Here is a 23,481-nt window from a genome sequence, read left to right on the forward strand (position 1 = left end):
CGCGAGCGCCCGCCCGGCGGCCGGGACGTAGCGCAGTTTGGCAGCGCACTTGACTGGGGGTCAAGGGGTCGTGGGTTCAAATCCCGCCGTCCCGACAGGCGAAGGGCGTTCACTCAGGTGAACGCCCTTTTTCGTGTGCCCGGAGCGGGAACGTCCGCGCGCGTCGGCCGCTACGGCCTCCGGCGAGTCAGGGGTCCGACCGCGTATCCCGCCGCATCAAGACACGGGGGTGGCCGGACAGGACCGAGGTCGTGTCGGCGGCGTGGACGAACCCGGCGCGCTCGAAGTTCTTCCTGAGGCCGGGATAGGCCATCGTCTGGTCCACCCTGGTGCCGCCGTTGTCCAGGGGATAGGCCTCGACCACCGGAGCGCCGTGGAAGCGGGCGAACGCGACGGCCTCGGTGATCAGGGCGTGCGAGATCCCCTGTTTACGGTGGCCGGGGCGCACCCGGATACACCACAGGGACCACACCGGCAGGTCGTCGACGTGCGGAATCTTCCGGTACCGGGCGAAGGAGGTCGCCGAGCGCGGCGCCACGGCGGCCCAGCCGACCGGTTCGTCGCCGTCGTAGGCCAGCACGCCGGGCGGGGGGCTCTCGCGGCACAGTCGCTCCACGTAGGCGCCGCGGGCGGGGCCGCGAAGCTCCTTGTTGAGCTTGGACGGGACCCGATGACTCAGGCACCAACACACGTTGGCCTGGGGCGACCGGGGGCCCACCAGGGTCCGGACGTCGTCGAAGACCGTGGCCGGGCGTACGTCGATGGTCATGGTGCCAGGATGACACGGCGCGGGAGGCGGGCGGAGCGGTCTCCCGGGGCGGGCGGCGAACCCGCCCGTCGCGCGCGCCTCCTCCCGCGCTGGCTCGCCGGTCACCCCGCACGCTAACGTGACCCGATGCCCTCACCGACACCTGCTCCGTTCTCCGACTTCGCCGACATCGACGCCTTCACGCGGATTCCCAGGGTCACGTCCGTGGCCGCCGGACCGGACGGCCGGGTGGTCGCCTCCGTCGACGAGGTCGACGACCACGGGGCGGCCCGGCGGACGGCCCTGTGGGAGCTCGATCCGGAGGGTCTCGCCCCGGCCCGCAGACTGACGTTCTCCTCGCAGGGGGAGGGCGCGCCGCGTTTCTCCTCGGACGGCGCGCTGCTGTTCACCTCGCGGCGCCCCGCCCCGGGGGAGGACGACCCCGCCGACGCGGCGGGCCTCTGGCGCCTGCCCGAACAGGGTGAGGCGACCCTCGTCGCCCGGACTCCCGGGGGGTTGGGACTGGTCGGTGTCGCGGCCGACGGTTCGGTCCTCGCCACGACGAGCGTGCTCGCCGGTGGCGCCCTCGACGGGGACGCGGAGCGCCGCCGCGCCCGCGGCCAGGCCAAACGGTGCGCGATCTGGCACACCGGTATGCCGATCCGCAGGTGGGACCACGAGCTCGGCGACGTGAGTCCGCGCCTGGTGCTCGTCGCTCCGGACGGCCGCGTGCGGGACCTGACGGAGGACGCCGACACTCTGGCGCTGTCGGGAGCGTCGGCCGACCTCTCACCGGACGGGCGTACCGTCGCCACGACCTGGACCGAGCGGGTCGAGCGCGGGCAGACCCGGACCGGCCTCGTGCTGATCGACACCCGCACCCGTGAGCGCACCGTGGTGTTGGCCGCCGACGACCACCAGGAGTACGGCGCGCCGGTCTTCTCCCCGGACGGCTCCCTTCTCGCGGTCACGCGGACCACCGTCTCCACCCCCAAGGACACCGGCTACGCCTTCCTGGAGATCCACCGGCTGGACGGAGGGGAACCGACGGCGGTCGACGTCGGGGACCTCACGTTCGGCGGGTACGTGTGGGACCACGGAGGCTCCCTCCTGGTCACCGGTGACCTGCGCTCCTCGGGAGCGGTGCTCTCCGTCGACCCGGGTACCGGGCGGGTGCGAACCCTGGCGGAGGCCGGTGTGTTCACGTCCCTGGCCCCGGCGCCCGACGGGTCCCTGTACGCGTTGCGCTCCGACGTCGCCACCCCGGCCCGTCCGGTGCGGCTGGCCCCCGGCGGCGAGCGGACCGGGCTCCCCGCCCCGGGGGCGGTGGACACGCTGCCGGGTCGGCTCGAACGGGTGTGGGCCGACGTCGACGGCGTGCGGGTCGGCGCCTGGCTGTGTCTTCCCGACGGCGCCTCCGCTGTCGCTCCGGCCCCGGTGATGCTGTGGATTCACGGCGGTCCCCACAGCTCCTTCAACGCGTGGTCCTGGCGATGGTGCCCGTGGCTGGCGGTCGCGCGCGGCTACGCCGTGCTGATGCCCGACCCCGCCATGTCCACCGGCTACGGGCACGCGGGGCTCAACCGCGGGTGGCCCCGGCGGCCGGACGTCGTCTACGGGGAGTGCGAGGCGCTCCTCGACCAGGTGCTGGAGCGCCCGGAACTGGACGGTTCGCGCACGGCTCTGCTCGGCGCCTCCTTCGGCGGCTTCATGGTCAGCTGGATCGCGGGGCGGACCGACCGCTTCTCGGCCGTGGTGACGCACGCCGGGTCGTGGGCGATGGGCCAGCAGCACCGCACCACCGACGCGGCCTCGAAGAAGATGCGCGTGCACGGGATGGAGGACGAGCAGCCCGAGTGGTACCGCGACTTCTCCCCGCACCAGGGGGCGTCACGCGTGGTCACCCCCGTGCTGATCACCCACGGCAACCGTGACTACCGGGTGCCCGTGAGCGAGGCGCTGCGCATGTGGTGGGACCTGGTCTCGGGGTGGGAGGGCCCGCCGGAGACCATGCCGCACCGGTTCCTGCAACTGACCGACGAGAACCACTGGGTGCTCACGCCCTCCAACAGCCGGGTGTGGAACGAGACCGTGCTGGCCTTTTGCGACCAGCACCTGTTGGGGGCCGCGCCGATCCCCGAGTCCCTGCCCTGGTGAGGGGCGGTGGAGACATCCGCGCTCAGTAGCGGGCCGTTCCCGGTCGCCACCGGGTGGCCCGCTCCACCACGTACACCTCCAGGTTGTCCACGCTCGCGCCGCACGCGTCCTGCCGTTCGGTGGCCACCTGCGCCGAGGCGATCAGCTCCGCTCGGCGCCGCTCCTCGGCCTCGGTGTCACCCGGCGGGATCACCCTGCGCACGTGGTGGCACCGGGCCCGCCCGGTGGCGTGCACCAGCCCCACCACATAGGTGCGCCGCCAGCGTCGCAGCGCGGCCTGGTGGGGGATCACGTACCGGTAGCGGCAGCGCACCCGGCGGCCGTCGGGTAGCACGGCCTCGGCCTGGTAGGTGATCGACCACCAGTCCTCGGCGACCGGGAGGACCGTCGCGCGCATGGCCCGCGCCCACGCCTCCAGGGTCGGCCGGTCTCCGGCCTCGATGACGGCCGCGTCGTTCACGGCGCCCCCCGCGTTGTTGGACGGGCCCCGGGCGCCCCTAGCGGCGCCCGGGACCGTGACATGCTGTGACCCTAAGTGCGTGAGCGAATGCGAAGGGTACAGATTGTGACCCCGGTTCGCGCGCGGCCCAGCTCAGGCCAGCAGCCCGATCCGTTCGGCGAGGACGCCCGCCCCCTCCCGTCGCCGGGGGTCCCGCGACTCCAGCTCCTCCACGACCATGCGTCGGGCGAAGCCGTTGTAGCGGACCGTCTCGGGAGCCGCCGCGTGCGCCGACTCCAGCACCCGCAGCGCCTCGTCCGGTCGACCGGCCAACCGGTACGCGCGGGCCTGCTCGATCCGGTGCCGGGCCCCGCGCGGTCGCGACGGAATCGCCTCCGCCGGGGCCCGGGCGGACTGGCGTACCGCCTCGTGGCCGCTGCGCAGCTCCACCGCCACGGTGACCGCGTGCGCGCCGATCACCGGTCGCGAGAACGAGGTCATCGGGTGGTAGTAGGAGTCGGGCAGCCGTTCGGCGGCGCGCCGGGCGGTGTCCCAGTGCCGCCAGGCCGTCCCCGCCTCACCTCGCCGCGCGGCCGTGTACCCCGCCTCGAACCGGAGCGCGCCCCACACCGCCAGCAGGTCCGGCCCCGCGTCGGCCAGGTGCCGTTCCAGGTGCGCGCTGGCGTCCTCGGTGACCGCGTCGGCGGCCTCCCAGTCACCGGCGTCCCGGTGCGCCTGGGCCAGCAGCCAGGCCGCCACACCCAGTGCGTGGGGGTCGTCCGCCTCCCGTGCGGTCACCATGCCGCGTTCGGCCACCCGCCACAGCAGCCCCTGCGCGGGCTGGTAGGCGACGAAGAACTGGGCCAGCGAGCACACCTCCGAGAGCACCGAGCACGCGGCGCGGCGGGCGGGCCCGTCCACGGCGCCGTCCACCGACAACTGGGCGTCCGCGAACAGCCCCGGGAGCAGCCGCCCCAGCACGTCGCGGTGGTGGGGCGAGGAGTGCCGGGCCCGCCAGGCTCCGGCCAACCGGGCGCGCAGCCGTTCGGGCGGGGGAGCGGGCCGGTCGTCGTCCAGGGCGAGGGCGTTGACCGACGCCCGCACACCGGGCAGCATCGCGTGCCCGGGTCCGGTGAACGGCTCCACGGGCACGGACTGCTCGCCGGTGAGCGAGGCCAGGTCGCGCAGGCGCAGCGCCTCCACCAGCCCGAGCAGGATCGGGAGCTTGGGGGTGTCCAACCGCCCGGTCTCCACGGCCTTCACCCACGACGCCGACCGGCCCACCAGGCCCCCCAACACCTCACGGGTCAGGCCCCGTCTGGTGCGGTTGAGCTTCAGGCGGGTACCGAAGGGGATTCCGGCCTCGTTCGGGTCCGGGTCGCCGTCCACGGGCATCGCGTCGTCCTTCCCTGGGGGAGTGGCGGGGTCCAGGCTACGAGCCGGGTCCGTGCCCCAGGGCGGAAATCGCTCGACCTCGCCCAGTCGGGCCCCACACACCGCCCATAGCCCGGTCGGACCCCCTCCGAACTGCGACGACACCGTTCAGGCGCGAGTGCTCTGGGTAGGCGCGGGAGCCACCTGGGGCCCGGCGGGGCTGCGCAGACGCTCGAAGACGAGGTCGAAGGTGAACCCCGCCGTGAACCCCACCGGCACCACGAAGAACAGCAGCCGTCGGGCGTCCAGTTCCGCCAACAGCTCCGGGACGGTCAACAGCTGGGCCGCCACGTACAGCAGCACCGACACCGCACCGGCGCCCAGACCTCGGGCGCAGGCGCGGAGCGCGGAGGGGGCCGGACCGAACGAGTCACGGATCAATGCCCCCGAGACCGCCGCGCACATGGGACCGGCCAACAGCAGGCTCAGGCCGACCGGGTCGGCCGGGCCCGGTCCCCCGGCCAGCACGATCGAGGCCAGGGCGGCGAGCAGCAGCAGGATCGCGCCCACCAACCCGGCCGACTCGCGCAGGCGTCCCCACCGCCGGGCCCGCTCGCGTTCACGCCGCCGCTCGGCACGGCGCTCCATCTGCCCGCGCAGCACCGCCGTGATCCGCCGCGCCGAGCCCGGCGACCACGACTCTCCCAGGGCCCGGACGTCCTCGCGGTCGACGTACTCACCGGAGCCGTCCAGGTACACCCACACCTGGCGGGCGGCACCGCCGAACGCGGCCAGCGGCACGACCGGGATACCGTGGGCCAGCGCCACGACCCCGGTCACCCGGGTGGAACGGCCGCCACCGGCCAGGACGATCCCGTCCACCTCGAACAGCGTCCGGTAGTACGGCACCTCCCACTCCGCGCCGGTGTCGCGAACGGTGGTCACACGCACCCGCGACCCCTCCGGCAGGTCGGGCGCGTAGTCCTGGTGCCGGGGCGGGTGGGCGATGATGCGCGCGTCCGGGGCGGCGGCCGCCGCGTACCCGCGCGCCACCAGGGTCTCCACGTAGTGTTCGTCGTCGGCGAAGACCACGAGATCGTAACCGGCCAGCGCCAGTTCGCGGCCGAGTTCGTGACACGCGGCGCCCACCTGGTCGGTGGCGCTCAGGGCCGGCTCGTACTCGCGGGAGGCGTCGACGCTGCCGACGACGGCGATCCTGGGCCGCCTCGCCGGAGGGGGTGCGTTCTTCACGGGGGCTCCATCACGGTGCGGTGAGGTCGGTCGGCGTGTCCTCCGGCGCGGACCCGTCCCGGGGGAGGAGGGCGAGCAGGGCGTGGGCCGCGTCGGAGGCACCGGCGGTGTCGGCCACCGCCCGGGCGAGCCAGGCGAGGGCGTGGGGGTCGGGGTGCTGGGCGCGCAGGTGGGCCACGAGGTGGTCGAGGCGTTCGGGGGCGGGTTGGGAGAGTGACCAGTACCGGGGATTGAGCGCCCGGTCCCTGCGGAGTTCTCCGAGCCTGCTCAGGAAGGCCTCCCAGCAGGCGGGATCGTCCAGCGCCCCGACCGTGAGCAGGACGCGGACGGCCCGTTCGCCGACGGCGCCGCGTGGGAGCCCGCCGCCCGCTTCGGCCACGCGGTCCGCGCTCGTCTCGACCCCGCGGACGCTCTCCGGGGCGCCCGCCTCCGCGTCCACCCCGTCCGGGTCGCCGCCCGCCCTGCGCGCGGCCGCGTCCCAGGCCGGAACGGCACGCCGGGCGAGCGCCTCCGGGAGGGCGGGCAGGGCGACCGCCGCCGAGCGGGCCACCAGGGCGCCGATCCGGTAGCACAGGGCCCGGTAGGCGGCCGGGTCGGTGAGCATCAGCTCCAGCACTCCGGCGTCCGCGTGTCCGGCCACCCCTACCCAGTCCAGGCGTTGGCGCTCCCGCACGGCCCGGGGAAGCGGACCGGTGAGCGGCTGCCAGACCAGGGGCAGGATGTGGTGCGGAGGTCCCCCGCCGCTCCGGAAGCGCCGCACCCGCTCCTCCACGATCCACCACTCCCGCGCGCACCAGGCGCTGTTCAGGTGGGTCTCGCTCAACAGGACCACCAGGGTGCGCGTGGTGGCGCAGTGCCGGTGGAGTTCGGCCCGCCAGCCCCCGCCCGGCTCCAGGGTCGGTCCGGTCGCGCCGAAGGCGTGGTCGTCGGTGTGCAGCCGGACCATGCCCTCCAGATCGGCGTGGAAGCGCAGCACGTGTTCGCGGTCGGCCCTGCGCCCGCCGTAGCTCGTGAAGAAGGCGCTGACACCGTCCGCTCCCGTACCCGGTGCCCCGGTCGTCTCCACCCCGGCCGTCTCCACCCTGGACCTCCCCTCCCGGTCGCTCCCGCGACGCCACCGTCACCGCCGAGCGCGCTCAGATCTCCGGCACCTCCAGATCGACGTGCCCGCGTTCGCTCACCGAGTCGCCCATGTGCCGGGCGGTGCTGTTGAGGTAGTTGGCGTAGGCCAGCTCGTAGTGCGGATGGTGTGTTCCACACACCCGGTGCAGCTCCTCCTGGGTGCGCACGTCCAGAGCCACCGCCTCCGCGATCTCCCCCTTGGCCACCAGCGCGTTGGCCAGGTTCACCGCCGCTCCCAACGCGAGCGGGTGCCCCGCTCCCACCTGGGGGTCGGCGGCCAGTCCCTCGTGCGCCCGCCGGGCCTGGACCTCGGCCTCACGGACGTGCCCCGAACGGCACGCGTAGGCGGCCAGGTTGGCCCGGGCCACGAGGGTGAAGGGATGGTCCTCACCGAACACTTCCGCGTAGCCTTCCGTACAGGTCAGAGCCTGTGTTCGGGCCAGGTCGTGGCGTTCGCGGGCGGCCAGGCACGCGGCCAGCTCCAGCCCCATCGCCAGGCTGCGGGGGTGCTCCCCGCCGTACTCGCGACGGTGCCGCTCGTGGGTCCGTCGGATACGCTCCAGTGCCTGTCCGGGGTCGCCCACCAGCCGCTCGTTCGCGGCCAGTTCCTTGAGGGCGTGCAGTGTGTGCGAGGACAGCTCGCCGATGGTGCGGCTCAGCATCCGCGCCGCCTGCTGGATCTGCCGGTGCGCCATCACGTACTCGCCCGTCCGGCGGCGGTAGGTCGCCGCGGCCGAGGACAGTATCCAGGTGTAGGGGTGGCCCTGGCCCAGGACCTCCCGGGTGACCCGGTGCGCACCCTCTCCGACACTCAGCGCCTGCGGGTAGTCGCCGGCCGCCGACAACGACAGCGCCAGGTTGTGCTCGGCCAGCAGGGTGTGCTGGTGATGCGGCCCGCGCCCGGCCAGATAGGCCGAGTAGGTCTCCCGGTCGTGGTCGAGCGCGGACCGGAACCGGCCCAGCGCCCGCAGGTCGGCGCCCATGCCCCGCCGGGTGAGCAGGGTGAACGGATGCCGCTCGCCCAGGACCTCGCGTTGGAGTTCGAGGGTGCGGCCGTTGAGCGCACCGGCCTCGCGGTGCTCTCCGCGCGATCGGTGGACGTTGGCCAACTGGGTGGCCAGGTGCAGCCGCAGACGGTCGCGTTCGCCGAAGGCGTCGGTCCAGTGACGCAGTAGCGGGGAACCCAGCTCCAGCGCCGCCTCCAGCTCGCCCTTGCGGTGGTGGTAGCGCACCTGGTTGACCAACCAGCGGCGGACCTCGTCGTCCCGGCTCCGATGGGCTCCGGACGGGATGATCTGCCAGCGCAGGTTCTGGTACCGGCGGTCGTGGCGGGGGTCGTCGGCCTCCTCGTCGTGCGGGGCGTAGGAGGCCAGCACCTGGCACACCGACTCGCGCACCCGGGCCCGCTCCCCGGCCGGGATGCGGTCGCGCACCACCTCCTGGACCGCGGGATGCACCGAGAACATCCGCAACTGGCGGTCGAAGTCCATCAGCAGGACCCGGGTGAGCTGGAAGTGGACGTGGTTGAAGTTGACCCGCCCCGCACGGTACGCGGGGTCGGCCTCGCCGTACTCGCTGACCGCGCGCGGGGAGCGCAGCAGGTCCTCGGGGAAGCCGTCGGGGGACAGGTACGCGGCCAACCGGATCAGGCACAGGCTCGCGGGGTGGTACTGATCCAGCTCGTCCAGCGCCAGCGAACTGCTCAACCGCTCCTCGAACGACCCCGCTCCCCGCACCACCGAGGGTTCGCGCTCGTCGAGCAGCCGCGCGTACTCCGCCACCGCCTCGGCGGCGCCGTCCAGCCGCTGCCCCGAGTTGAGCCACTCCAGGGCGCGGTGCAGCTGGGCGGGCAGGTGGCCCAACCTCCGGGACAGTGCCAGCGCGTCCTCCGCGCCGACCTCCGGGAGACGGTCCCGGAAGAGCTCGGCCACCTCGCCTTCGCTGAAGGGGCCGACGTGCAGGCAGCGACGGTGGCCGTAGGCCTCCCACTCCCGGTGGTAGGAGGTGATGATCACGTGTCCGTGGTCGTGCGGGATGAGCGCGTCCAACCCGCCCGGCGGGCCCGCGTTGTCGTACACCAGGAGCCAGCGGTTGAGCGGTCGACCGGCCCGGAGCGCGGCGAGCACGGGCTCGGCGCCGGGGGAGCGGTGGTCCGGGAACCGTTCGGCCACGGTCGCCGCCAGCTCGGAGAGGGAGGCCTCGACCTTCTCCGGGCGGTCGGCGCGTATCCACCAGATCAGGTCGTAGTCGCTGCGGAAGCGCCGGACGAACTCGCGGACGATCTCCGACTTCCCGCTGCCCTGCATCCCCACCAGCACCACAGGTGGCTTGTCCTCCATGCCCTGGCCGAGGAGGTCGCGCAGGCGCTCCAGGAAGCCCTCCCTGCCGCTGAAGTTCTGGTTGCCGTGCGGAGCGTTGCTGATCAGCTCCGGGTTGGGCGCGCCCGGATAGCTCGGGCCCTGGCCGGGCCCGCGCGACCGGTGGCTGGGAAACCTGGGGTCGAAGCGGGCGAGCAGGGCGCCCCGCGCGTCGTCCTCCTCACGGATGCGCAGGTTGATCCACTCGGCGTCCGGGAAGTCGGGGGGCGGGGTCCCCTCGCCGATGGTCACGCCCAGCACCCGGTGCGCGCCGTTGCCGCCCCGGCCCTGCGGGGCCTCCAGGAGCCGGTTCAGGAGCGCGAACGCGGGTGACCCGTGCAGGTGGTCCGAGACCAGCGCCATGATGATGCCCTGACCACCGGTATCGGGCAGGGGCGAGCCCCGGTCCGGGCGGGGCCGGTGCACCCGGATACCGACCCACTCCAGCTGGGGTTGCACCCAGTCCGCCCACGACCGGTCCCGTGAGTCGGCCAGCAGCACCACCGAGGCGACCGCCCCGTGCCTGATCTGTTCGAAGACCAGCCTCACCTGCTCGCTCTGCTCCTGGGTGAGGTGTCGGCCCCGGGGCACCTCGCCGCCGGTGAGGACGGAGGTGAGCCGCTCGTAGGCGTGGAACAGGGAGCTGGGCATCCAGGTGCGCTCGAGGAACGCCGCGAGCGTGAGGCGTTCGGCGATCCTCGCCTTGTAGGGGATCTCGACCCGCCCCCAGTACCGCCAGGGATCGTCCTGGTCGGCCTCGACCCAGGGGGCGAACGTCGCGTACACCCGGTCGCGGAGCTCGTCCAGGTTGGGAAGCTCCAGGTCGACGCGGGTCAGCACCGGCCGGACCGGCACGTGCGGGGCCTCGGCGCGCAGATCGGCCGCGATCCGGGCGGACCTGTGGATCGCGGTGGTGCCCAGGGTCAGGCAGAGGGCGACCTGGTCGGCCAGGACGGCCGCGCACCGGCGGCCCAGCAGCCCGTCGCCGGGCGCGGTGTCGACCAGGACGTGGTCGTAGCCGCTGTCTTCCAGAGCGGAGCGCAGCGCGCGCAGGAAGAGCGTGGACAGGCCGCCTCGGGCGAACCCGGAACCGTGGATGGTGTCCAGCCGGGTGAGCCGGGCCGCGTGGTCGGTGCCCGGACCCAGATAACCGATCTCCCCCTCGGGGACCCCGGGGATGACCGGCCAGCGGCTCAGGCGCTCGATCTGGTCGCCGAGGTCGGCGCCGCGGGCGCACACCCCGGCGGGATCGGCCCCCGGGACGTGGCAGCCCTCGATGACCCCGGTGATCATGTCGACCAGCCCCTGGGGACGTCCGCCGCGTAGCCCGAACAAGGGGGAGAAGTACTCGCGTAGTTCGGGGGAGCGCAGGTTGAAGTCGACGAGCAGGACGCTCCGACCGGTGCTGGCGATGTTCCAGGCCACGTTGGCCAGGGAGGTGGTACAACTGCTCCCCGGCAGCGGGGAATGGAACACGAGTATTCTTCCGGCGGAGTTCGTGGCGCCGATTTCTTTGCTGGTCAACGCGGCTCCGGGGGAGGGAGGCTTCCCTTTCCTGGTCCTTCCCGTCGGCCCGTGTGTCCCGTGCGGACGGGCTTTCGGCCTGGGAGAGGGGATGTTCCCACTTTTCGCGGAATGGAACCCCGGGGAACCTGGGCGGGTGGTTCGGGAAAACGACCGCCGTGAATTCAGTGACCAGTGGTATTGGTGTTCTTTCTGAGATCGGCTTGCAGGAGAACGGGCGAGACGGCGAAACCGTGCCGCGCGTAGGCGGGGACGGCACGGTCGCTGGAGTGCACGCTCACCCGCTCCAGCCCGTGTTCGCGGGCCAGCCCCAGCACCGCGAGGATCAGCCGACCACCCAGTCCGAGGTCGCGCAGCTCGGGGCGCACGTAGACGCACTGCACGTCGCCCGAGGCCCGGTCGAACGCGCGCGGCTGCGGAACGCGCGGGGTGACGGCCAGCCACGCCATGCCGACGACCGCGCCGTCCGCGACGGCCACGAAACAGTGGTGGGTGCCCCGGTGGAGCGCGGCCCAGTCGGCGAACCGGGCGGCGAAGTCCGACAGCGGCGGCTCCGGTTCCCCGCGGTTCTCCCTCTCCCAGAACCAGCGCAGCTCGGCCACGGCGGGCAGGTCCTCGGGGGCGGCCGGGCGGACGACGATCTCCGTGATTTCGGGCATGGGCCGATGATGCCAGCCCGCCGGGAACGGAGGAGCGCCCGTGGCGGTGGATCACGCCCCGGGCGCTCTCCCGGCCCCGCCTCAGCCCCGGTACCGCGAGGCGTGGTCCTCGGCCGTCGCCACCATCCGGTCCTGCCGCTCGCGGAGGGCCGGCCGCTCCGGGGCCGGAACCCGGCCCACGGCGCCGTGGCGCACGCGCCGGTTGGACAGCGACGCCGCCGCCGACCGGCGCATTCCCAGTTCCTCCCCCTGGTCGGACAGGGACTGGCGGACCCGTCGCCGGTAGGCGTGCCGGGCCACGAAGTACACGGCCAGCGCGCTCAGGAACACCGCCATCGTCTTCACGAGCACACCGAGGATGCCCATCAGCAGCGGGGCGTCGAAGAACCAGTGGACCCCCACCGCCAACAGGAACAACAGCAGCGCCCCGACGGCCCTTCGCCCGTCGGGGCGCCAGGACGCGGCGGCCAGGAGACCGACAGCGGTGCCCGCGATCGCCGACATCGCCCAGTGCGAACCCAGTCCGGTCAGGCCCACCCGCACGAACAGGGTCTGGAGCACCGAGGCCACACCGTCCGTGGCACCCTGCATCATGATCGAGTTGAGGGCGTAGGTGAAGTCCTCGACGAGCTGGAACCCCAGACCCACCAGCGCCCCCATCACGAAGCCGTCGACGGGCCCGCGCACGACACGCGGCGCCATCACGGCGATGAGCACCACTCCGGCGGTCTTGAGCAGCTCCTCGTTGAGGGGGGCGGTCAGCGCGGCGCCCCACGCGGAACCGAACTCGACGCCACCCAACCGCGACCACACCGACATCAGCTGGGAGTTGGCGAACAGGGACAGGCCGATCGCGGCCGTCAGCCCCCACAGCACGGCCAACACGGAGAACAGCGCGCTCGGGGCGCGGACGGGGCGGATACGGCGCAGTATCCAGAATCCGACCAGCCCGGTCACCCCCAGCACGACGGCGGCCGCCAGCGTCTCGGCCGGAAAGACCCACATCACGCCGAAGAAGTTCGTCATGGTGTAGAGGAGCCCGCCCGCACACAGCACACCCAGGGCCACGGCGGCCACGAGTGCGGGCGGGCGACGCGCGGGGGGCCGTGTCGCCCGCGGCACGGCGCCGCGTTCGGTGCCCTCGTGCCCCTGGTCGGAGCCGCGCGGGTTCGGTACCCGTCCGCCGGTGGTGGACGGGACGTCGCGTTCGGGTCGTGCGTGGCTCATGTGGTCCCCCCGGTGTCCCGGTCGAACCGGATCGTCCGGACGACCCGCTCCGCCTCGGTGATGTCCTGTGTGGTGGCCTCGGCGCCGATGGCCTGGGTCTCCACGGCGAAGCCTCCGTTCGGTGAGGGGAACACCGACGCGACACCGGTGTGCTCCCCGATGCTCAGGTCTCCTGTCAGCCCCTCCGCGCCCGCCTCGGAGGTGATCGGCCGGGGTTCCCCGAGGGTGGCCGATGCGTCGCCGACCCGGACCATCTCGCGCAGGCCGTTCCAGAGTTCGGGGGCGTCGACCCGTTCGGTCGGTTCCACGAAGCTCACCTGCAGGTTGACCGGGCCCTTGGCGAAGAGGAACTGCTGGCCGTGCGTGCTGGAGCCGGTGTCGAGCTCCCAGCCCTCGTCGAAGGTCAGCGAGGCCCCGTAGCCCTCTCCGGAGCCCAGGGCCACGGACTGGCCCGGGGGCACCGCCTCGGACGAAGGCAGGCCCGCGTTCACCAGGGCCCACCCTCCGGTCAGGACCACGATCACCGCGGCAGTCACCCCCAGGGGGACCCATCCACTCCGTGCGCCCCGGGCCCTGGCGTGGCGTAGCTCCACGCTGTCGTTCACCATCGTGCCCCCGTCTCCGCGTTCGTTCCGGTGCCTGACTGCCGTACTCGCATCAGCGAAACACCGACAAAGGTCGCGAAAGGTCCACATGGCGATACTTGGCGTTATTTTGCGGTGATTTCACCGACGACAAAGACGAGGCGGCCCCCGGGGCGAGGACCCCGCCGACGGCGCGGCCCCGCCCGCTCCGGTGGCCGAAGGTGGCCGCGGTTCACCGGCGCAGCCCCCTTGGCGAATCGGTCCACCCGTGATGGGATGCCACCTTCAGTGTGAGACCCACCGACGGAAGCACGGGCGACCGATGCCGAAGCAGAGCACAGACCCCCTCAACACGGACCGCTCATCCCTGGTCCACCGGTTGCGCTACGCGTTGCGCCATCCCGGCCGCATCGCACCCCACGTCCTGCGGTCCGCGCGTGACCTGCGTCTGCGCCTCACCCACCGGGACCACGTCTCCTACTACCGCGCGGTCATGGCCTCCGACGCCGCGCGCGACCCCCGGGCGGCGGTCGGCAGCCGCAACGAGGAACGCTGGCTCGCCCTCGGCGAGATGCAGTTCGACTACCTCGTCGAACACGGCCTGAAGCCCAGCCACCGGATGCTCGACATCGGCTGCGGCAACCTCAGGGCGGGGTGGCGGTTCATCGACTACCTGGACACCGGGGGCTACTACGGCATCGACATCTCCCCGGACATCCTCATCGCGGGCAAGAGGGTCCTGGCCGAACGTGGGCTCCAGCACAAGCTGCCGCACCTGACCCTCACCCAGGACCTCACCTTCGACTTCCTCCCCGAGGGCGTCTTCGACGTCGTCCACGCGCACAGCGTCTTCTCGCACTCCCCGCTGGAGGTCATCGACGAGTGCCTGGGTCACGTGCGTCGGGTGCTCGCCCCCGGGGGGTTCTTCGACTTCACCTTCGACCGCACCGAGGGCGCCGAGCACCACGTGCTGCGCGAGGACTTCTACTACCGCACGGGCACCCTCGTCGCGCTCGCCGAGGCGCACGGACTGCGGGCCCGCTTCATGGAGGACTGGGAGGAGCGCCCGCACGGGCAGTCGAAGATCAGGGTCACCGCACCGGAGTGAGCCGCCGCGGTCACCCCTGTGAGGGGCGCGGCCGAGGCCCGACGGGCTCCGGCGCTCAGTCCAGGCGGCGGATGTCGCCCCTGACACGGTAGAAGCCGCCGCTGCCCGAGGTGAGGACCTCGTTGACGACGTAACGGGCGCCCGCGCGGCGGATGTCCTTGGGGAACTGCACCCGCAGGGAGCGGTCGAAGCCGTCGGAGACCACCCGGACCCGGAGTCGCCCGCCCTCGTCCACGCACTCCACCACGACGCCGCCGACGGCGGGGAGATCGCTCGTCCGCACGGTCTCCAGCTCGGTCGCCGGGGTGACCGCGTCCCACGACGGAGCCTTGACGCACACCGGCTCGGGGACGCTCCCCGCCTCCGCGGCGAGGATGGCGGCCTCGGAGGCGTCGACGCAGGCCAGCGACCCGTCCGTGGTGACGATGTACAGCCGGTCCTGGTGGAACTGCATCGAGTAGGCCGAACCGCAGCCGGTCGCGAGCTTCCACAGGCGGCGCCCGCCGCGGTCGAAGCAGTAGACGGAGGAGTGGTTGTCGCCCGCGAACACGTACCGGCCGTCCGGGGAGGCCGCGCACGAGAAGACCGCGCCGTCACAGCGGTACGTGGACCGGAGCGTGCCGTCCTTGCCGACGCGGTCCACGGTGTGCCGGTTGGTGGCGGCGAACAGCTCCTCGCCCTCCTGCCAGCCGAACAGCACCGAGCCGCTGGTCCGCACCGACCAGCGTTCGTCCCCGCTGCCCGCGTCGTACATGGTGACGCCGTACGAGTGCCCGTGGTAGACGCCGGCGTCGTCGTGGCGCACCATCCACGCGTGCCGGCCCGCGCTGCGCCGCGACCACTGGAACTCGTCCTCGTGGTCGATCACGGTGATCTTCCCGGCCGCGTCGGAGACCCCGAGGACGCCGTCGTGGATGTCCAGCCAGAAGATGTCGACGTCGTCGGAGATCTCGTACGCGACGTGCGGGATCTTCGCGCCCAGGTCGTAGACCCGGCCGTCGTCGCACCCGGCGTAGATCCAGAAGTCGTCGGCCACGATGCACTTGACGCCGTCGGGGAGCCCGTACCGGGCGGTGACCTCCCCCCGGTGGGTCAGGGTGTACACGTCTCCGCGCTCGTTGCCGACCCAGCAGCGCTCGTCGTCGACGAAGACGCCGTAGGCGGGGCCGCCCGACCGGAACCGCCACAGCACGGGTGCGAGATTGGCGGTGGACCGCTGGCTGACCATGCTCCGGCGGGTCACCGAGCGCCGTTGGCGAACCCCGGCGACGGCGGTCTCGTATCCCTTGCGCCGCTTCTCGGCGATCTTCCTCGCGGCGGTGGCCCGGGCCTTGGCGAGGGTGGAGTGGCTGGCGGTACGCGTCTGCCCGGTCTCCCCGATCCGCCCGTAGCGGATGGTGACGTCGGTGCCGTCCAGGGTGACCTCGTAGAACTTGTGCGCGCCGGCACCCTCTTCCGAGAGTTCCAGGTAGGTGCGGGTGCTGGTCATGGCTGGCCCTTCGACGGTTCGGTGGGGAGGCGGTGTCGACGGGCACGAAGGTAGCCGCGGGCACCGACAGTCGGGGCTCCCGCCCCCGACCGGCCTCAGACCGAGGTGGGCATCGGGCCGCCGTTCCACTCGACGGCGTCGCCCAGCGCCAGGTCGAGGTCCAGGGGTTCCCCGATCAGGTCCGCCCGCGCCCGGTGCAGGTTCATCACGATCCGCTCCGGGTCGGCCCACGCGCCGAACTCGCCGAGGTCGGCGGCGTACGCGGCCTCCAGGGGCGTACGGCCCTCACGTACGGCCCTCTTCGCGGTGTCGAGGACGAACCGGTAGTACCGCTCGTGCTCGGCCAGCACCGCGTCGAGTCCGCTCCCGCCCACAACGGGTCCGTGACCGGGCACGACGTGGTCCGGCGCGAAGGACCGCACCCAGTCCAAGGAGCGCAGGGCCCCGTCGAGCGACCCCATGAGCAGGAGTGGGGTGAGCCCGTGGAAGAGCAGGTCGCCGGTGAACAGGACCCGTTCCTCCGGCAGCCAGGCCACCACGTCCCCGACGGTGTGCGCGGCGTACCCCGGGTGGCGGAGGTCGACCCGGCGGCCGCCCAGGTGGAGGGTGAGTTCCCGGTCGAAGGTGACGGAGGGGAGCCTGCGGGTGACCCCGCCCCAGTCGGGCGCGGGCTCCCACACCGGCGGAGGGTTCTCGAAGAGGGGGTCGGCGTCGAGTGCCGCGCGCATCCCGGTCTGGCCGATGAGGACGGTGGAGTCGGGCAGGAGGCTGTTGCCGTAGGTGTGGTCGCCGTGCTGGTGGGTGTTGACCGCCCAGCGCGGGGGAGCGCCCGCCGTGGCGGCGGCCAGGGCCCCCAGGAACCGTCGGGTGCGGGTCTCGGTGGCGCAGGTGTCCACCACCAGGAGCCCGTCCTCGCCGGTGACGGCGCCCGCGTTGTTCACCCACCAGGTGCCGTCGGGCTGCACCCACGCGTACACGCCGTCGACGACCTCGGTCAGGGCCCCGGCCTCCGGCCCGGTCCGCGCGGTCTGTCCCATGGCGTTCCTCCCGTCGTCAGCGGGCCGGGGCCGCCCCCGGTCCGTCGCGGGCAGCGTAGCGCGCGGCCTCGCCCGGCAGGGGCGGAAGGAGACGGCCCAACGGTGCGTCTTCGAACCCGACCGCGCCCGCCCCGCCGCCGAGGTTCCCGGTCCCGCCGTTGTCGTCACCGGGTGCTAGCGTCCCCGTCATGGACACCCCTCGATACCTCACCGTCCTCCGCGAGAGCGGTACCCTGCTCGCCGACGCCGCTGAGGGCCGCTTCCACGCGCACGTTCCCACCTGCCCCGAGTGGAACGTCGCCGACCTGGTCTGGCACGTCGGCGAGACGCACCACTTCTGGCGGTCGATCGCCTCGGGCGAGATCCAGGACCCCGATGACGGGTACGTCCAGCCGGAGCGCCCCGACGAGGACACGCTCCTGGACTGGTACCGGGAGGGGTTGGCCGAGACACTCACCGTCCTCACCGCGCTGGACCCCGAGGCACCGCGCTGGACCTGGTCCGCGCGTCAGGACGGCGGGTTCATCCACAGGCGCATGGCCCAGGAGACGGCGGTGCACGCCTGGGACGCGCTCCGCGCGATCGGCGGCCCGGCCGCGCTGCCCGTCGACGTCGCCGTCGACGGCGTGGACGAGTTCCTCGCCTACTTCCTCGGACTGGCCGAGGCCCTGGACCTGCCCCGTGAGCCGGTCGGCCCGGTCGGCGTGGTCGTGCTGACCGCCACCGACGCCGACCTGTCGTGGACGGTGGACCACACCGGCCAGCACTGGCGGGTCGCCCACGGCGCGCACCGGGCCGACACCACGGTGGAGGGCACCGCCTCCGACCTGCTGCTGGCGCTGTGGCGGCGCATCGGGACCGACACCCTCAGGATCGACGGGGACGGTGAGGCCCTCGCGCGGTTCCTCAGCGTGGCCGAGACCGAGTGAACCCGGTGCCCTGTGCCGGTCGGCCGGGGCACCGTACCGAAAACCCCGTGCCGGTCGGCGGCCTCGCATGTTAGCGTCGCCGCCATGTTGGACAGGCCCGCGAACGTCGACGAACACCACCTCCGGGACGCGCTGGCGGACTGGGGCATCCACACGGAGGCGCTGGCGCACCTACCCCTGGGGTTCGGCGACCACCACTGGAGCGCCACCGACACCTCGGGTCGGCGCTGGTTCCTCACCCTGGTCGACCTCGAACACAAACCCTTCCTCGGCGGGGACGCCGACACCGTCCTGCGGAACCTGCGACGGGCCATGGACACCGCCGCGGACCTGCACGACGGACACGGCCTCGGTTTCGTCGTCGCGCCGCTGCGCTCGGGGGAGGGGGCCACGGCCGTGCGGATCGGCGACCGCTACGCCCTCAGCGTCTTCCCGCACACACAGGGCACTCCCGGCGACTTCGGGCAGGAACTCACCGCCGACCAGCGCGGGCGGGTCCTGGACACCCTCGCCCGCCTGCACCGGCGCACCCCGCCGAGCGGCCTGCGGGCCACGCCGCCGACCCTGGAGGGCGCCGACCGGCTGGCGGAGCTCGCCGCGGACCCCGACGCGGTCGGTGACCACGGGCCCTTCTCCGCGCCGACCGCCGAACTCCTGGCGGAACACGGGGCTCTGCTGGGGGCGCGCCTGGACGAGTTCGGCCGACGCGCGGCCCGGGTCACCCCCTCCCGGAAGGTCACCACGCACGGCGAACCCCACCCGGGCAACCTCCTGTGGCGTTCGGCCGGACCGCTCCTCGTGGACTGGGACACGGTGGGGCTGGCCTCCCCCGAACGCGACCTGTGGCTGGTCACCGACGACCCCGACGAGCTCACCCGCTACACCGAGGCCACCGGCTACCGGCCCGACCCCGGGCTCCTGGCCCTGTACCGACTGCGGTGGGACCTCCAGGACGTCGTGGAGTTCGTGGACTGGTTCGCCGCCCCGCACCAGCGCGGCCCCGACACCGAACAGGCCTGGCGGGACCTCGGCTCCCTCGTACGGGGGCTGGCGGGCTGAGAGCCCGGCAGCGGCCCCGTCAGCCGCCCACCAGCGGCACGAACACCCGCAGAGCTCCAGGGCGTTTGCGGAAGACCACCTCCGGCGCACCCTCCACGACCTCGCCGTCCACGGCGAGCAGGCGCGGCTCGTCCGGGATCGCCAGGGTCAGCGAGCCCGTCAGGCGCTCCGAGTAACCGGCCCCCGACGCGGTACGCGCGAACAACACGTCCGCCACGGCCCGGAGCCGGGGGAACGGTGACCGCGCGCACAGCACCCGCACGTCCAGGCGCCCGTCGTCCAGGCGTTCGCGCAGCCCCGGCACCCGGGCGTGCGTCCGGTACCGGCAGTTGCCCACGAACGCCCACCAGACCTTCACGGGCCGGCCGTCCACCAGCGCGGGGGTGGGGCGCACCTCCCGCAGGTCGCGCCAGAGGGCGAGTGCGAACGCGGGCCACTTGCCGATCCGTTCGGCCCACCGGTCCCGGCGCTCCACCATGCGCGGGTAGGACCCGAACGACGACGTGTTGAGAAAGACGCGTCCGTTCACCTCTCCGACGTCCACCCGCCCCAGCCGGGCCCCGGAGTAGGCGCGCAACGCGGTCTCCACCGAGGTCAGGCCCAGGGTGCGCGCGAAGTTGTTCAGGGTGCCGTCCGGCAGTACCAGGAGCGGCCGGTCGTGCCTCAGGGCCGCGACGGCCCCGGCGTTCACCGTGCCGTCACCCCCGGCCACGGCCAGGACGGCGCTGTCGCGGGCCGCCTCGTCCATCACGGCGGCGACGTCGTCGTCGGCGGACAGCGGCACGATGCGGGCTCGGGGCAGCTGGCGCGCGACCCGGGTGGTGGTGTCGGCGGTGGTCAGTGAGGGCACCCCGGTGTCCCCGCCGCGCGGGTTGACGACCACGGTCACGCCCGCGCCCTCCGGGTCCGCGTCGGCCTCGCCCGCGGGAACGGTGTCCGCGCCGAAGACGAGCTCGGGGCGCGGCGGGAGCAGTGCCCGGGCGAGCAGCGCGGAGGCGGCGCCGACCGCGACCCCGCCGAGGACGTCGCCGGGATAGTGGACCCCGCTGTGCACACGGGAGAAGGCGACCGCGCCCGCGATCACCGACACCAGGGCGGACAGCGGAGCGGGGGCGTCGGAGATCACCCCGCCCGCGTAGCCCGCCGCTGCCGCGGTGTGGCCGGACGGGAACGACGAGCTGGTGTAGGTGCGGTAGGGGACGCGGGCGGCGGGCACTCCCGAACTGTCCGGTCGGGGGCGGCGCGCCAGGTACTTGATCGCGGTGGCCCCGGCGTTGGCCAGCCCGGCGGCGACGATCGCCCGCAGCGCGGTGCGGCGCAGGCGTGGCCCGCCGGTGACCGCGAGGGTGGCCGAGACCAGGACCCAGGGAGCCATGTTGTCGGTGCTCTGGACGAACTTCGGCGTGTGGCTGTCGAGGGCGGGGACACCCACTCGCGTCACCCGGTCGTACACGCGTCGGTCGATGCGGTGGAGTCGAGGGAGGAACGGCATGGGGCCAGCCTGACCCTTTGGGGGTGAGATGTCGATCAGGCGCGCTTCGTCCCCTCCGGACCGGCGTCAGCGCGGGCGGGGCGGAACCCGGGGATGACGACTGGGGAAGGGCCGTCGCCCCCGGGTACCGCGGCCCGGTCGCCGCCGTCACCCGTGTGGGTCCTCTCTGAGGTTAGCCTGTCCTACTCGGCTGGGGGTGGGATTCTCGTCACTGTCCGAGTTCGCCCCTGTGTGGCCGGTTCCGGCCCTGGGGAAGACGTTTCGGAGGGGGCCACGGAGAGTACGTCCATGGGCGTTCCCCCCACAGGAAGGGCACCCATGTCCACCACCGAGACCCCCGACCCGATCCACGTCGTGGTCCTGCACTCCGAACAGCCGATCACCGAGGACCTCGCCGAGCTCCACCCCGACCGCAGGGTCACCGTGCTCACCGACGGCGCGCCCGGTGAGGTCGGCGACGGTGCCGAGCTCGTCGACGTCGTGTCCATGCCGCGTGCGGAGTGGACCGACCAGCTCGCCCGCTGGGCCAGGGGCGGTGAGGTGGACGTGGTGAGCGCCGACGCGACCTGCCAGGAGGAGTGCGCCGCGCTCCGGGCCGGTCTCGGGCTGGAGCCCCGGCCCGCCGCTCCCGCGGACCGCTGAACCCCGGCCCCTCCCACACCCCCGGGGTACCAGCCGGGGGCCCGAGCCGCCACTGCTAGGTTGTCGTGGCGCGACGGTCGGCCGTGGCGAACGAGGCTCGGCCCGGTGCCCCGCACGGAGCCGGGGCGTCGAACCCGCCGGGCCGCGCGACATCCGGCGCGCCCCCTCCTCCGCCGCACACCCGTGGGAAGTACGCGTGAGCACCACCTCCACCCCGAAGCCCTCCGCCGAGACGGGGGCCGGTTCCACTCCCGCAAGACGGGCCGACCGCGTCTGGGAGGTGGTGGGCTGGGTCGGGTTCGGCCTGGTCGTGGGATCGTTCCTGGCCGCGTTCCTCGTGCTCCGGCGGGTGGAGGGCGACGACTTCGGTTGGGCGCTGCTGCTCCCCGAGGAGGGACGCGGAGTCTGGCAGTTCCCGCTCTTCCTGGCCGCGGTGGTGGCCTACGCGCTCGTCCGCCGGAACCTGCGCGAGCCCGACCCGGACGGGCTGGTCACCCCCGGGTTCTTCGCACTCCTGTTCTCCGTGCTGGCGCTCCTCCAGTTCACCCTCTGGACCAACCTGCCGCAGTCCTCCTTCGTGTTCACCGCCGAGCTGTTCGACAAGCGGTACGGCGTCCGGCCCGGCGACGTGGCGTTGTGGGGGATCGCCCTGCCGCTGTTGTTCGGCCTGATCCTTCTGCTGGCCTCTCACCGCTGGCCCCGGACCGGGGCCAGCACCCGGCGCTGGTGGCTGGCCCCGTTCGTGATCGGTGTCGCGCTCTCCCTACTCGCCGACCCCGCGGCGCGGGCCCTGTCCGAGTACGTGCCCACCCGACACACCTCCCTGGGCCAGGTCCCGGACGCGGCCCCCTACCCCGACTCGGTCACGCGACTGGGCTGGGAGTGGCGGCCGCCCGAGGGAGTCTCCGTGCGGCATGTCGAACGCGGGCCCCTCGGACCGGTCGTCGCGATCTCCGACGGCGTGGTCGGCCTGGACGGCGGGACGGGAGAGGAGCTGTGGAGCTACCGGCGCCCGGGCGGTGACGTCCAGGTGACCCTGCACCCGGGGTCGGACCGCGCCCAGGTGGTCCTGCGGTCGAACGAGACCGCCGTTGGCTGGAACGAAGGGGGCGACCACCTGCGCGGCGGCGTGGTGGTCCTGCTCGACACGTCCACGGGCCGGATCGAGGAGGAGTTCGACGCGGACTCCCTCGGCTCGAGCGACGACACCGAGCGCCTGCTGCCCGGGTTCGTGCTCGCGGCCGGTGAACGTTTCGGTGACATGGAACTGGGCGTGAGCGCGACCGGCGACTCCGACCGCCTGTGGTCGTTCCCGGTCCCCGGTGGCCGGGACGAGGTCGAGGACGGCATGGTGTGCGGCACCGTCGAGCTGCGACTCGACTCCGGGACCGGGGGGAGCAATCTGCTGGTGCGGGGCGACCAGGTCCTGGTCTCCTACCGGTGCGCCGACATGGGCGACTTCGAAAGCGAGTGGGAGGCCCGTGACCTGGTCAACTCCTCCGACGAGCGGTTCGTCACCCACCTGGTCGCCCTGGACCTGCGCACCGGTGAGGAGCGGTGGCACCGCACCTGGGACGCCTCCGACGGGGCCTACGGCCAACGCGTCTACCTCAGCGACGGCGGCCCGGTCCTGAACCCCGGGGCCGCACCGGTCGTCGTGGTGGGGAACATGCTGGACGAGGGGTCCGTCATCCTGGACGCGCGGGACGGCTCGGACGTGCTCACCAACGAGGACAACGCTCGGTTCACGGGGGTCGTCCAAGCCGACACCGAGGGTGCGGTCACCGCCGAACTCGACCAGAGCCCGGACCGGGAGGAGGACTCCGACCTCGTCGTCGAACGGCGGGACTCCTCCGGAGAGGTCGTCGGAACGGTCCGCCTTCCCGCGTCGATCCGGCCCACCAAGAACTCCGGGGCCACCGAGGGCAGCACGGTGGGCCTCACCGGCGGGGTGGCCCAGGCGGCCCTGGACGCCCGGGAAGCGCAGAAGCGGGGTGCCCTCGTGCTCACCGCCGCGGACTTCCGGGTCACCGACCCCGGGTTCGGTGAGCCGACCGCCGGCACGGGTGTGCTGACCGGACAGGTCGAGCGCTGGGAGAGCTCCCTCCGCCTGAGCGACGGTCCCCGGCCGCGTGCGCTCGCGGTCCCCGGAGCGGTGGTCTCCTACCTGAGCCGGGAGGGCGGGCACGTGTACGGCTGGCAGTCCTGACCCACCCGAAGCAGCTGCCCTCTCGGTTTCCGTGAAACTTTTCCGAAAGGGACCCATCCGCTCCGCGACCCGCT

19 protein-coding genes and 1 tRNA gene are annotated in these 23,481 nt (G+C 73.3%); 7 read left to right on the forward strand and 13 right to left on the reverse strand.

From position 1 onward, the window contains the following. Positions 1-21 precede the first annotated feature (21 nt). A tRNA-Pro gene (locus ACFYL4_RS20225) sits at positions 22-95 on the forward strand. Positions 96-187: 92 nt separating this feature from the next. On the opposite strand, the gene ACFYL4_RS20230 is transcribed toward ACFYL4_RS20225, so the two are convergent. Then, complete coding sequence (locus tag ACFYL4_RS20230; protein WP_387519915.1) at positions 188-769, reverse strand: GNAT family N-acetyltransferase; 582 nt, start codon at positions 767-769, stop codon at positions 188-190. 126 nt (positions 770-895) lie between these two features. Here ACFYL4_RS20230 and ACFYL4_RS20235 point away from each other — a divergent pair, with 126 nt between their 5' ends. Further along, positions 896-2,905 carry a prolyl oligopeptidase family serine peptidase gene (locus ACFYL4_RS20235; protein ID WP_387519917.1) on the forward strand — a complete coding sequence of 670 codons (2,010 nt, stop codon included), beginning with the start codon at positions 896-898 and terminating at the stop codon, positions 2,903-2,905. 22 nt (positions 2,906-2,927) lie between these two features. On the opposite strand, the gene ACFYL4_RS20240 is transcribed toward ACFYL4_RS20235, so the two are convergent. The 8 genes from ACFYL4_RS20240 to ACFYL4_RS20275 all read right to left on the reverse strand — a co-directional run bounded on the left by ACFYL4_RS20240 (position 2,928) and on the right by ACFYL4_RS20275 (position 13,466). Beyond that, on the reverse strand, positions 2,928-3,365 hold the full coding sequence (locus tag ACFYL4_RS20240; protein ID WP_357759817.1) for a hypothetical protein: 438 nt from the start codon (positions 3,363-3,365) through the stop codon (positions 2,928-2,930). A gap of 132 nt (positions 3,366-3,497) precedes the next feature. Then, on the reverse strand, positions 3,498-4,739 hold the full coding sequence (locus tag ACFYL4_RS20245; RefSeq protein WP_387519919.1) for a helix-turn-helix domain-containing protein: 1,242 nt from the start codon (positions 4,737-4,739) through the stop codon (positions 3,498-3,500). A gap of 147 nt (positions 4,740-4,886) precedes the next feature. Further along, complete coding sequence (locus ACFYL4_RS20250) at positions 4,887-5,969, reverse strand: hypothetical protein (protein WP_387519921.1); 1,083 nt, start codon at positions 5,967-5,969, stop codon at positions 4,887-4,889. A 10-nt stretch (positions 5,970-5,979) separates the two neighbouring features. Further along, the gene (locus ACFYL4_RS20255; RefSeq protein ID WP_387519923.1) at positions 5,980-7,035 is read right to left on the reverse strand and encodes a TIR domain-containing protein; all 1,056 of its coding nucleotides are present in this window, start codon (positions 7,033-7,035) and stop codon (positions 5,980-5,982) included. Positions 7,036-7,105: 70 nt separating this feature from the next. After that, on the reverse strand, positions 7,106-10,972 hold the full coding sequence (fxsT, locus tag ACFYL4_RS20260) for an FxSxx-COOH system tetratricopeptide repeat protein (protein WP_387519925.1): 3,867 nt from the start codon (positions 10,970-10,972) through the stop codon (positions 7,106-7,108). Between the two features lie 164 nt (positions 10,973-11,136). Further along, on the reverse strand, positions 11,137-11,631 hold the full coding sequence (locus ACFYL4_RS20265; RefSeq protein ID WP_357759801.1) for a GNAT family N-acetyltransferase: 495 nt from the start codon (positions 11,629-11,631) through the stop codon (positions 11,137-11,139). An 81-nt stretch (positions 11,632-11,712) separates the two neighbouring features. Next, positions 11,713-12,858, reverse strand: a complete 1,146-nt coding sequence (locus tag ACFYL4_RS20270) for a PrsW family intramembrane metalloprotease (RefSeq protein WP_387519927.1) — start codon at positions 12,856-12,858, stop codon at positions 11,713-11,715. Continuing rightward, positions 12,855-13,466 (reverse strand): hypothetical protein, encoded by a 612-nt coding sequence (locus ACFYL4_RS20275; RefSeq protein ID WP_357759796.1) that lies wholly within the window; start codon positions 13,464-13,466, stop codon positions 12,855-12,857. The genes ACFYL4_RS20270 and ACFYL4_RS20275 overlap by 4 nt, the downstream gene beginning before the upstream one ends. A gap of 298 nt (positions 13,467-13,764) precedes the next feature. Between ACFYL4_RS20275 and ACFYL4_RS20280 the strand changes: the two genes are divergently transcribed. Next, positions 13,765-14,550: a class I SAM-dependent methyltransferase gene (locus ACFYL4_RS20280; protein WP_387519929.1), complete on the forward strand. Its 786-nt coding sequence runs from the start codon at positions 13,765-13,767 to the stop codon at positions 14,548-14,550. 55 nt (positions 14,551-14,605) lie between these two features. Here the strand turns inward: ACFYL4_RS20280 and ACFYL4_RS20285 are convergent, their stop codons facing one another. The 3 genes from ACFYL4_RS20285 to ACFYL4_RS20295 all read right to left on the reverse strand — a co-directional run bounded on the left by ACFYL4_RS20285 (position 14,606) and on the right by ACFYL4_RS20295 (position 17,266). Further along, positions 14,606-16,039 (reverse strand): WGR domain-containing protein, encoded by a 1,434-nt coding sequence (locus tag ACFYL4_RS20285; protein ID WP_387519931.1) that lies wholly within the window; start codon positions 16,037-16,039, stop codon positions 14,606-14,608. A gap of 95 nt (positions 16,040-16,134) precedes the next feature. Then, complete coding sequence (locus ACFYL4_RS20290) at positions 16,135-17,076, reverse strand: MBL fold metallo-hydrolase (protein WP_387519933.1); 942 nt, start codon at positions 17,074-17,076, stop codon at positions 16,135-16,137. Positions 17,077-17,092: 16 nt separating this feature from the next. Beyond that, on the reverse strand, positions 17,093-17,266 hold the full coding sequence (locus ACFYL4_RS20295; protein ID WP_357759785.1) for a hypothetical protein: 174 nt from the start codon (positions 17,264-17,266) through the stop codon (positions 17,093-17,095). On the opposite strand from ACFYL4_RS20295, the gene ACFYL4_RS20300 reads away from it, so the two are divergent. Together ACFYL4_RS20300 and ACFYL4_RS20305 are read left to right on the forward strand one after the other, a co-directional pair. Beyond that, positions 17,265-18,005: a maleylpyruvate isomerase family mycothiol-dependent enzyme gene (locus tag ACFYL4_RS20300; RefSeq protein WP_387519935.1), complete on the forward strand. Its 741-nt coding sequence runs from the start codon at positions 17,265-17,267 to the stop codon at positions 18,003-18,005. The two genes, ACFYL4_RS20295 and ACFYL4_RS20300, sit on opposite strands and share 2 nt — an antisense overlap. Positions 18,006-18,089: 84 nt before the next feature. Then, positions 18,090-19,064: a phosphotransferase gene (locus tag ACFYL4_RS20305; RefSeq protein ID WP_387519937.1), complete on the forward strand. Its 975-nt coding sequence runs from the start codon at positions 18,090-18,092 to the stop codon at positions 19,062-19,064. Positions 19,065-19,083: 19 nt separating this feature from the next. Here ACFYL4_RS20305 and ACFYL4_RS20310 read toward each other — a convergent pair whose 3' ends face one another. Beyond that, a complete protein-coding gene (locus ACFYL4_RS20310) occupies positions 19,084-20,556 on the reverse strand; it encodes a phosphatase PAP2 family protein (protein ID WP_387519939.1) in 1,473 nt (490 codons plus the stop codon). Positions 20,557-20,874: 318 nt separating this feature from the next. Here ACFYL4_RS20310 and ACFYL4_RS20315 point away from each other — a divergent pair, with 318 nt between their 5' ends. Next, positions 20,875-21,198 (forward strand): hypothetical protein, encoded by a 324-nt coding sequence (locus ACFYL4_RS20315; RefSeq protein WP_387519941.1) that lies wholly within the window; start codon positions 20,875-20,877, stop codon positions 21,196-21,198. Positions 21,199-21,394: 196 nt separating this feature from the next. Then, the gene (locus tag ACFYL4_RS20320) at positions 21,395-23,407 is read left to right on the forward strand and encodes a hypothetical protein (RefSeq protein WP_387519943.1); all 2,013 of its coding nucleotides are present in this window, start codon (positions 21,395-21,397) and stop codon (positions 23,405-23,407) included. Positions 23,408-23,481 lie beyond the last annotated feature (74 nt).

This window comes from Nocardiopsis sp. NPDC006938 (genome assembly GCF_042869555.1).
Taxonomy (GTDB): domain Bacteria; phylum Actinomycetota; class Actinomycetes; order Streptosporangiales; family Streptosporangiaceae; genus Nocardiopsis.

What these genes read in the sequence shown, in the direction of transcription:
- ACFYL4_RS20230 (WP_387519915.1), bottom strand. Translation starts at nt 769, where the DNA reads ATGACCATCGACGTACGCCCGGCCACGGTCTTCGACGACGTCCGGACC.
- ACFYL4_RS20265 (WP_357759801.1), bottom strand. Translation starts at nt 11,631, where the DNA reads ATGCCCGAAATCACGGAGATCGTCGTCCGCCCGGCCGCCCCCGAGGAC.
- ACFYL4_RS20270 (WP_387519927.1), bottom strand. Translation starts at nt 12,858, where the DNA reads ATGAGCCACGCACGACCCGAACGCGACGTCCCGTCCACCACCGGCGGA.
- ACFYL4_RS20295 (WP_357759785.1), bottom strand. Translation starts at nt 17,266, where the DNA reads ATGACGGGGACGCTAGCACCCGGTGACGACAACGGCGGGACCGGGAAC.
- ACFYL4_RS20280 (WP_387519929.1), top strand. Translation starts at nt 13,765, where the DNA reads ATGCCGAAGCAGAGCACAGACCCCCTCAACACGGACCGCTCATCCCTG.
- ACFYL4_RS20245 (WP_387519919.1), bottom strand. Translation starts at nt 4,739, where the DNA reads ATGCCCGTGGACGGCGACCCGGACCCGAACGAGGCCGGAATCCCCTTC.
- ACFYL4_RS20275 (WP_357759796.1), bottom strand. Translation starts at nt 13,466, where the DNA reads ATGGTGAACGACAGCGTGGAGCTACGCCACGCCAGGGCCCGGGGCGCA.
- ACFYL4_RS20315 (WP_387519941.1), top strand. Translation starts at nt 20,875, where the DNA reads ATGTCCACCACCGAGACCCCCGACCCGATCCACGTCGTGGTCCTGCAC.
- ACFYL4_RS20290 (WP_387519933.1), bottom strand. Translation starts at nt 17,076, where the DNA reads ATGGGACAGACCGCGCGGACCGGGCCGGAGGCCGGGGCCCTGACCGAG.
- ACFYL4_RS20235 (WP_387519917.1), top strand. Translation starts at nt 896, where the DNA reads ATGCCCTCACCGACACCTGCTCCGTTCTCCGACTTCGCCGACATCGAC.
- ACFYL4_RS20310 (WP_387519939.1), bottom strand. Translation starts at nt 20,556, where the DNA reads ATGCCGTTCCTCCCTCGACTCCACCGCATCGACCGACGCGTGTACGAC.
- ACFYL4_RS20285 (WP_387519931.1), bottom strand. Translation starts at nt 16,039, where the DNA reads ATGACCAGCACCCGCACCTACCTGGAACTCTCGGAAGAGGGTGCCGGC.
- ACFYL4_RS20305 (WP_387519937.1), top strand. Translation starts at nt 18,090, where the DNA reads ATGTTGGACAGGCCCGCGAACGTCGACGAACACCACCTCCGGGACGCG.
- ACFYL4_RS20300 (WP_387519935.1), top strand. Translation starts at nt 17,265, where the DNA reads ATGGACACCCCTCGATACCTCACCGTCCTCCGCGAGAGCGGTACCCTG.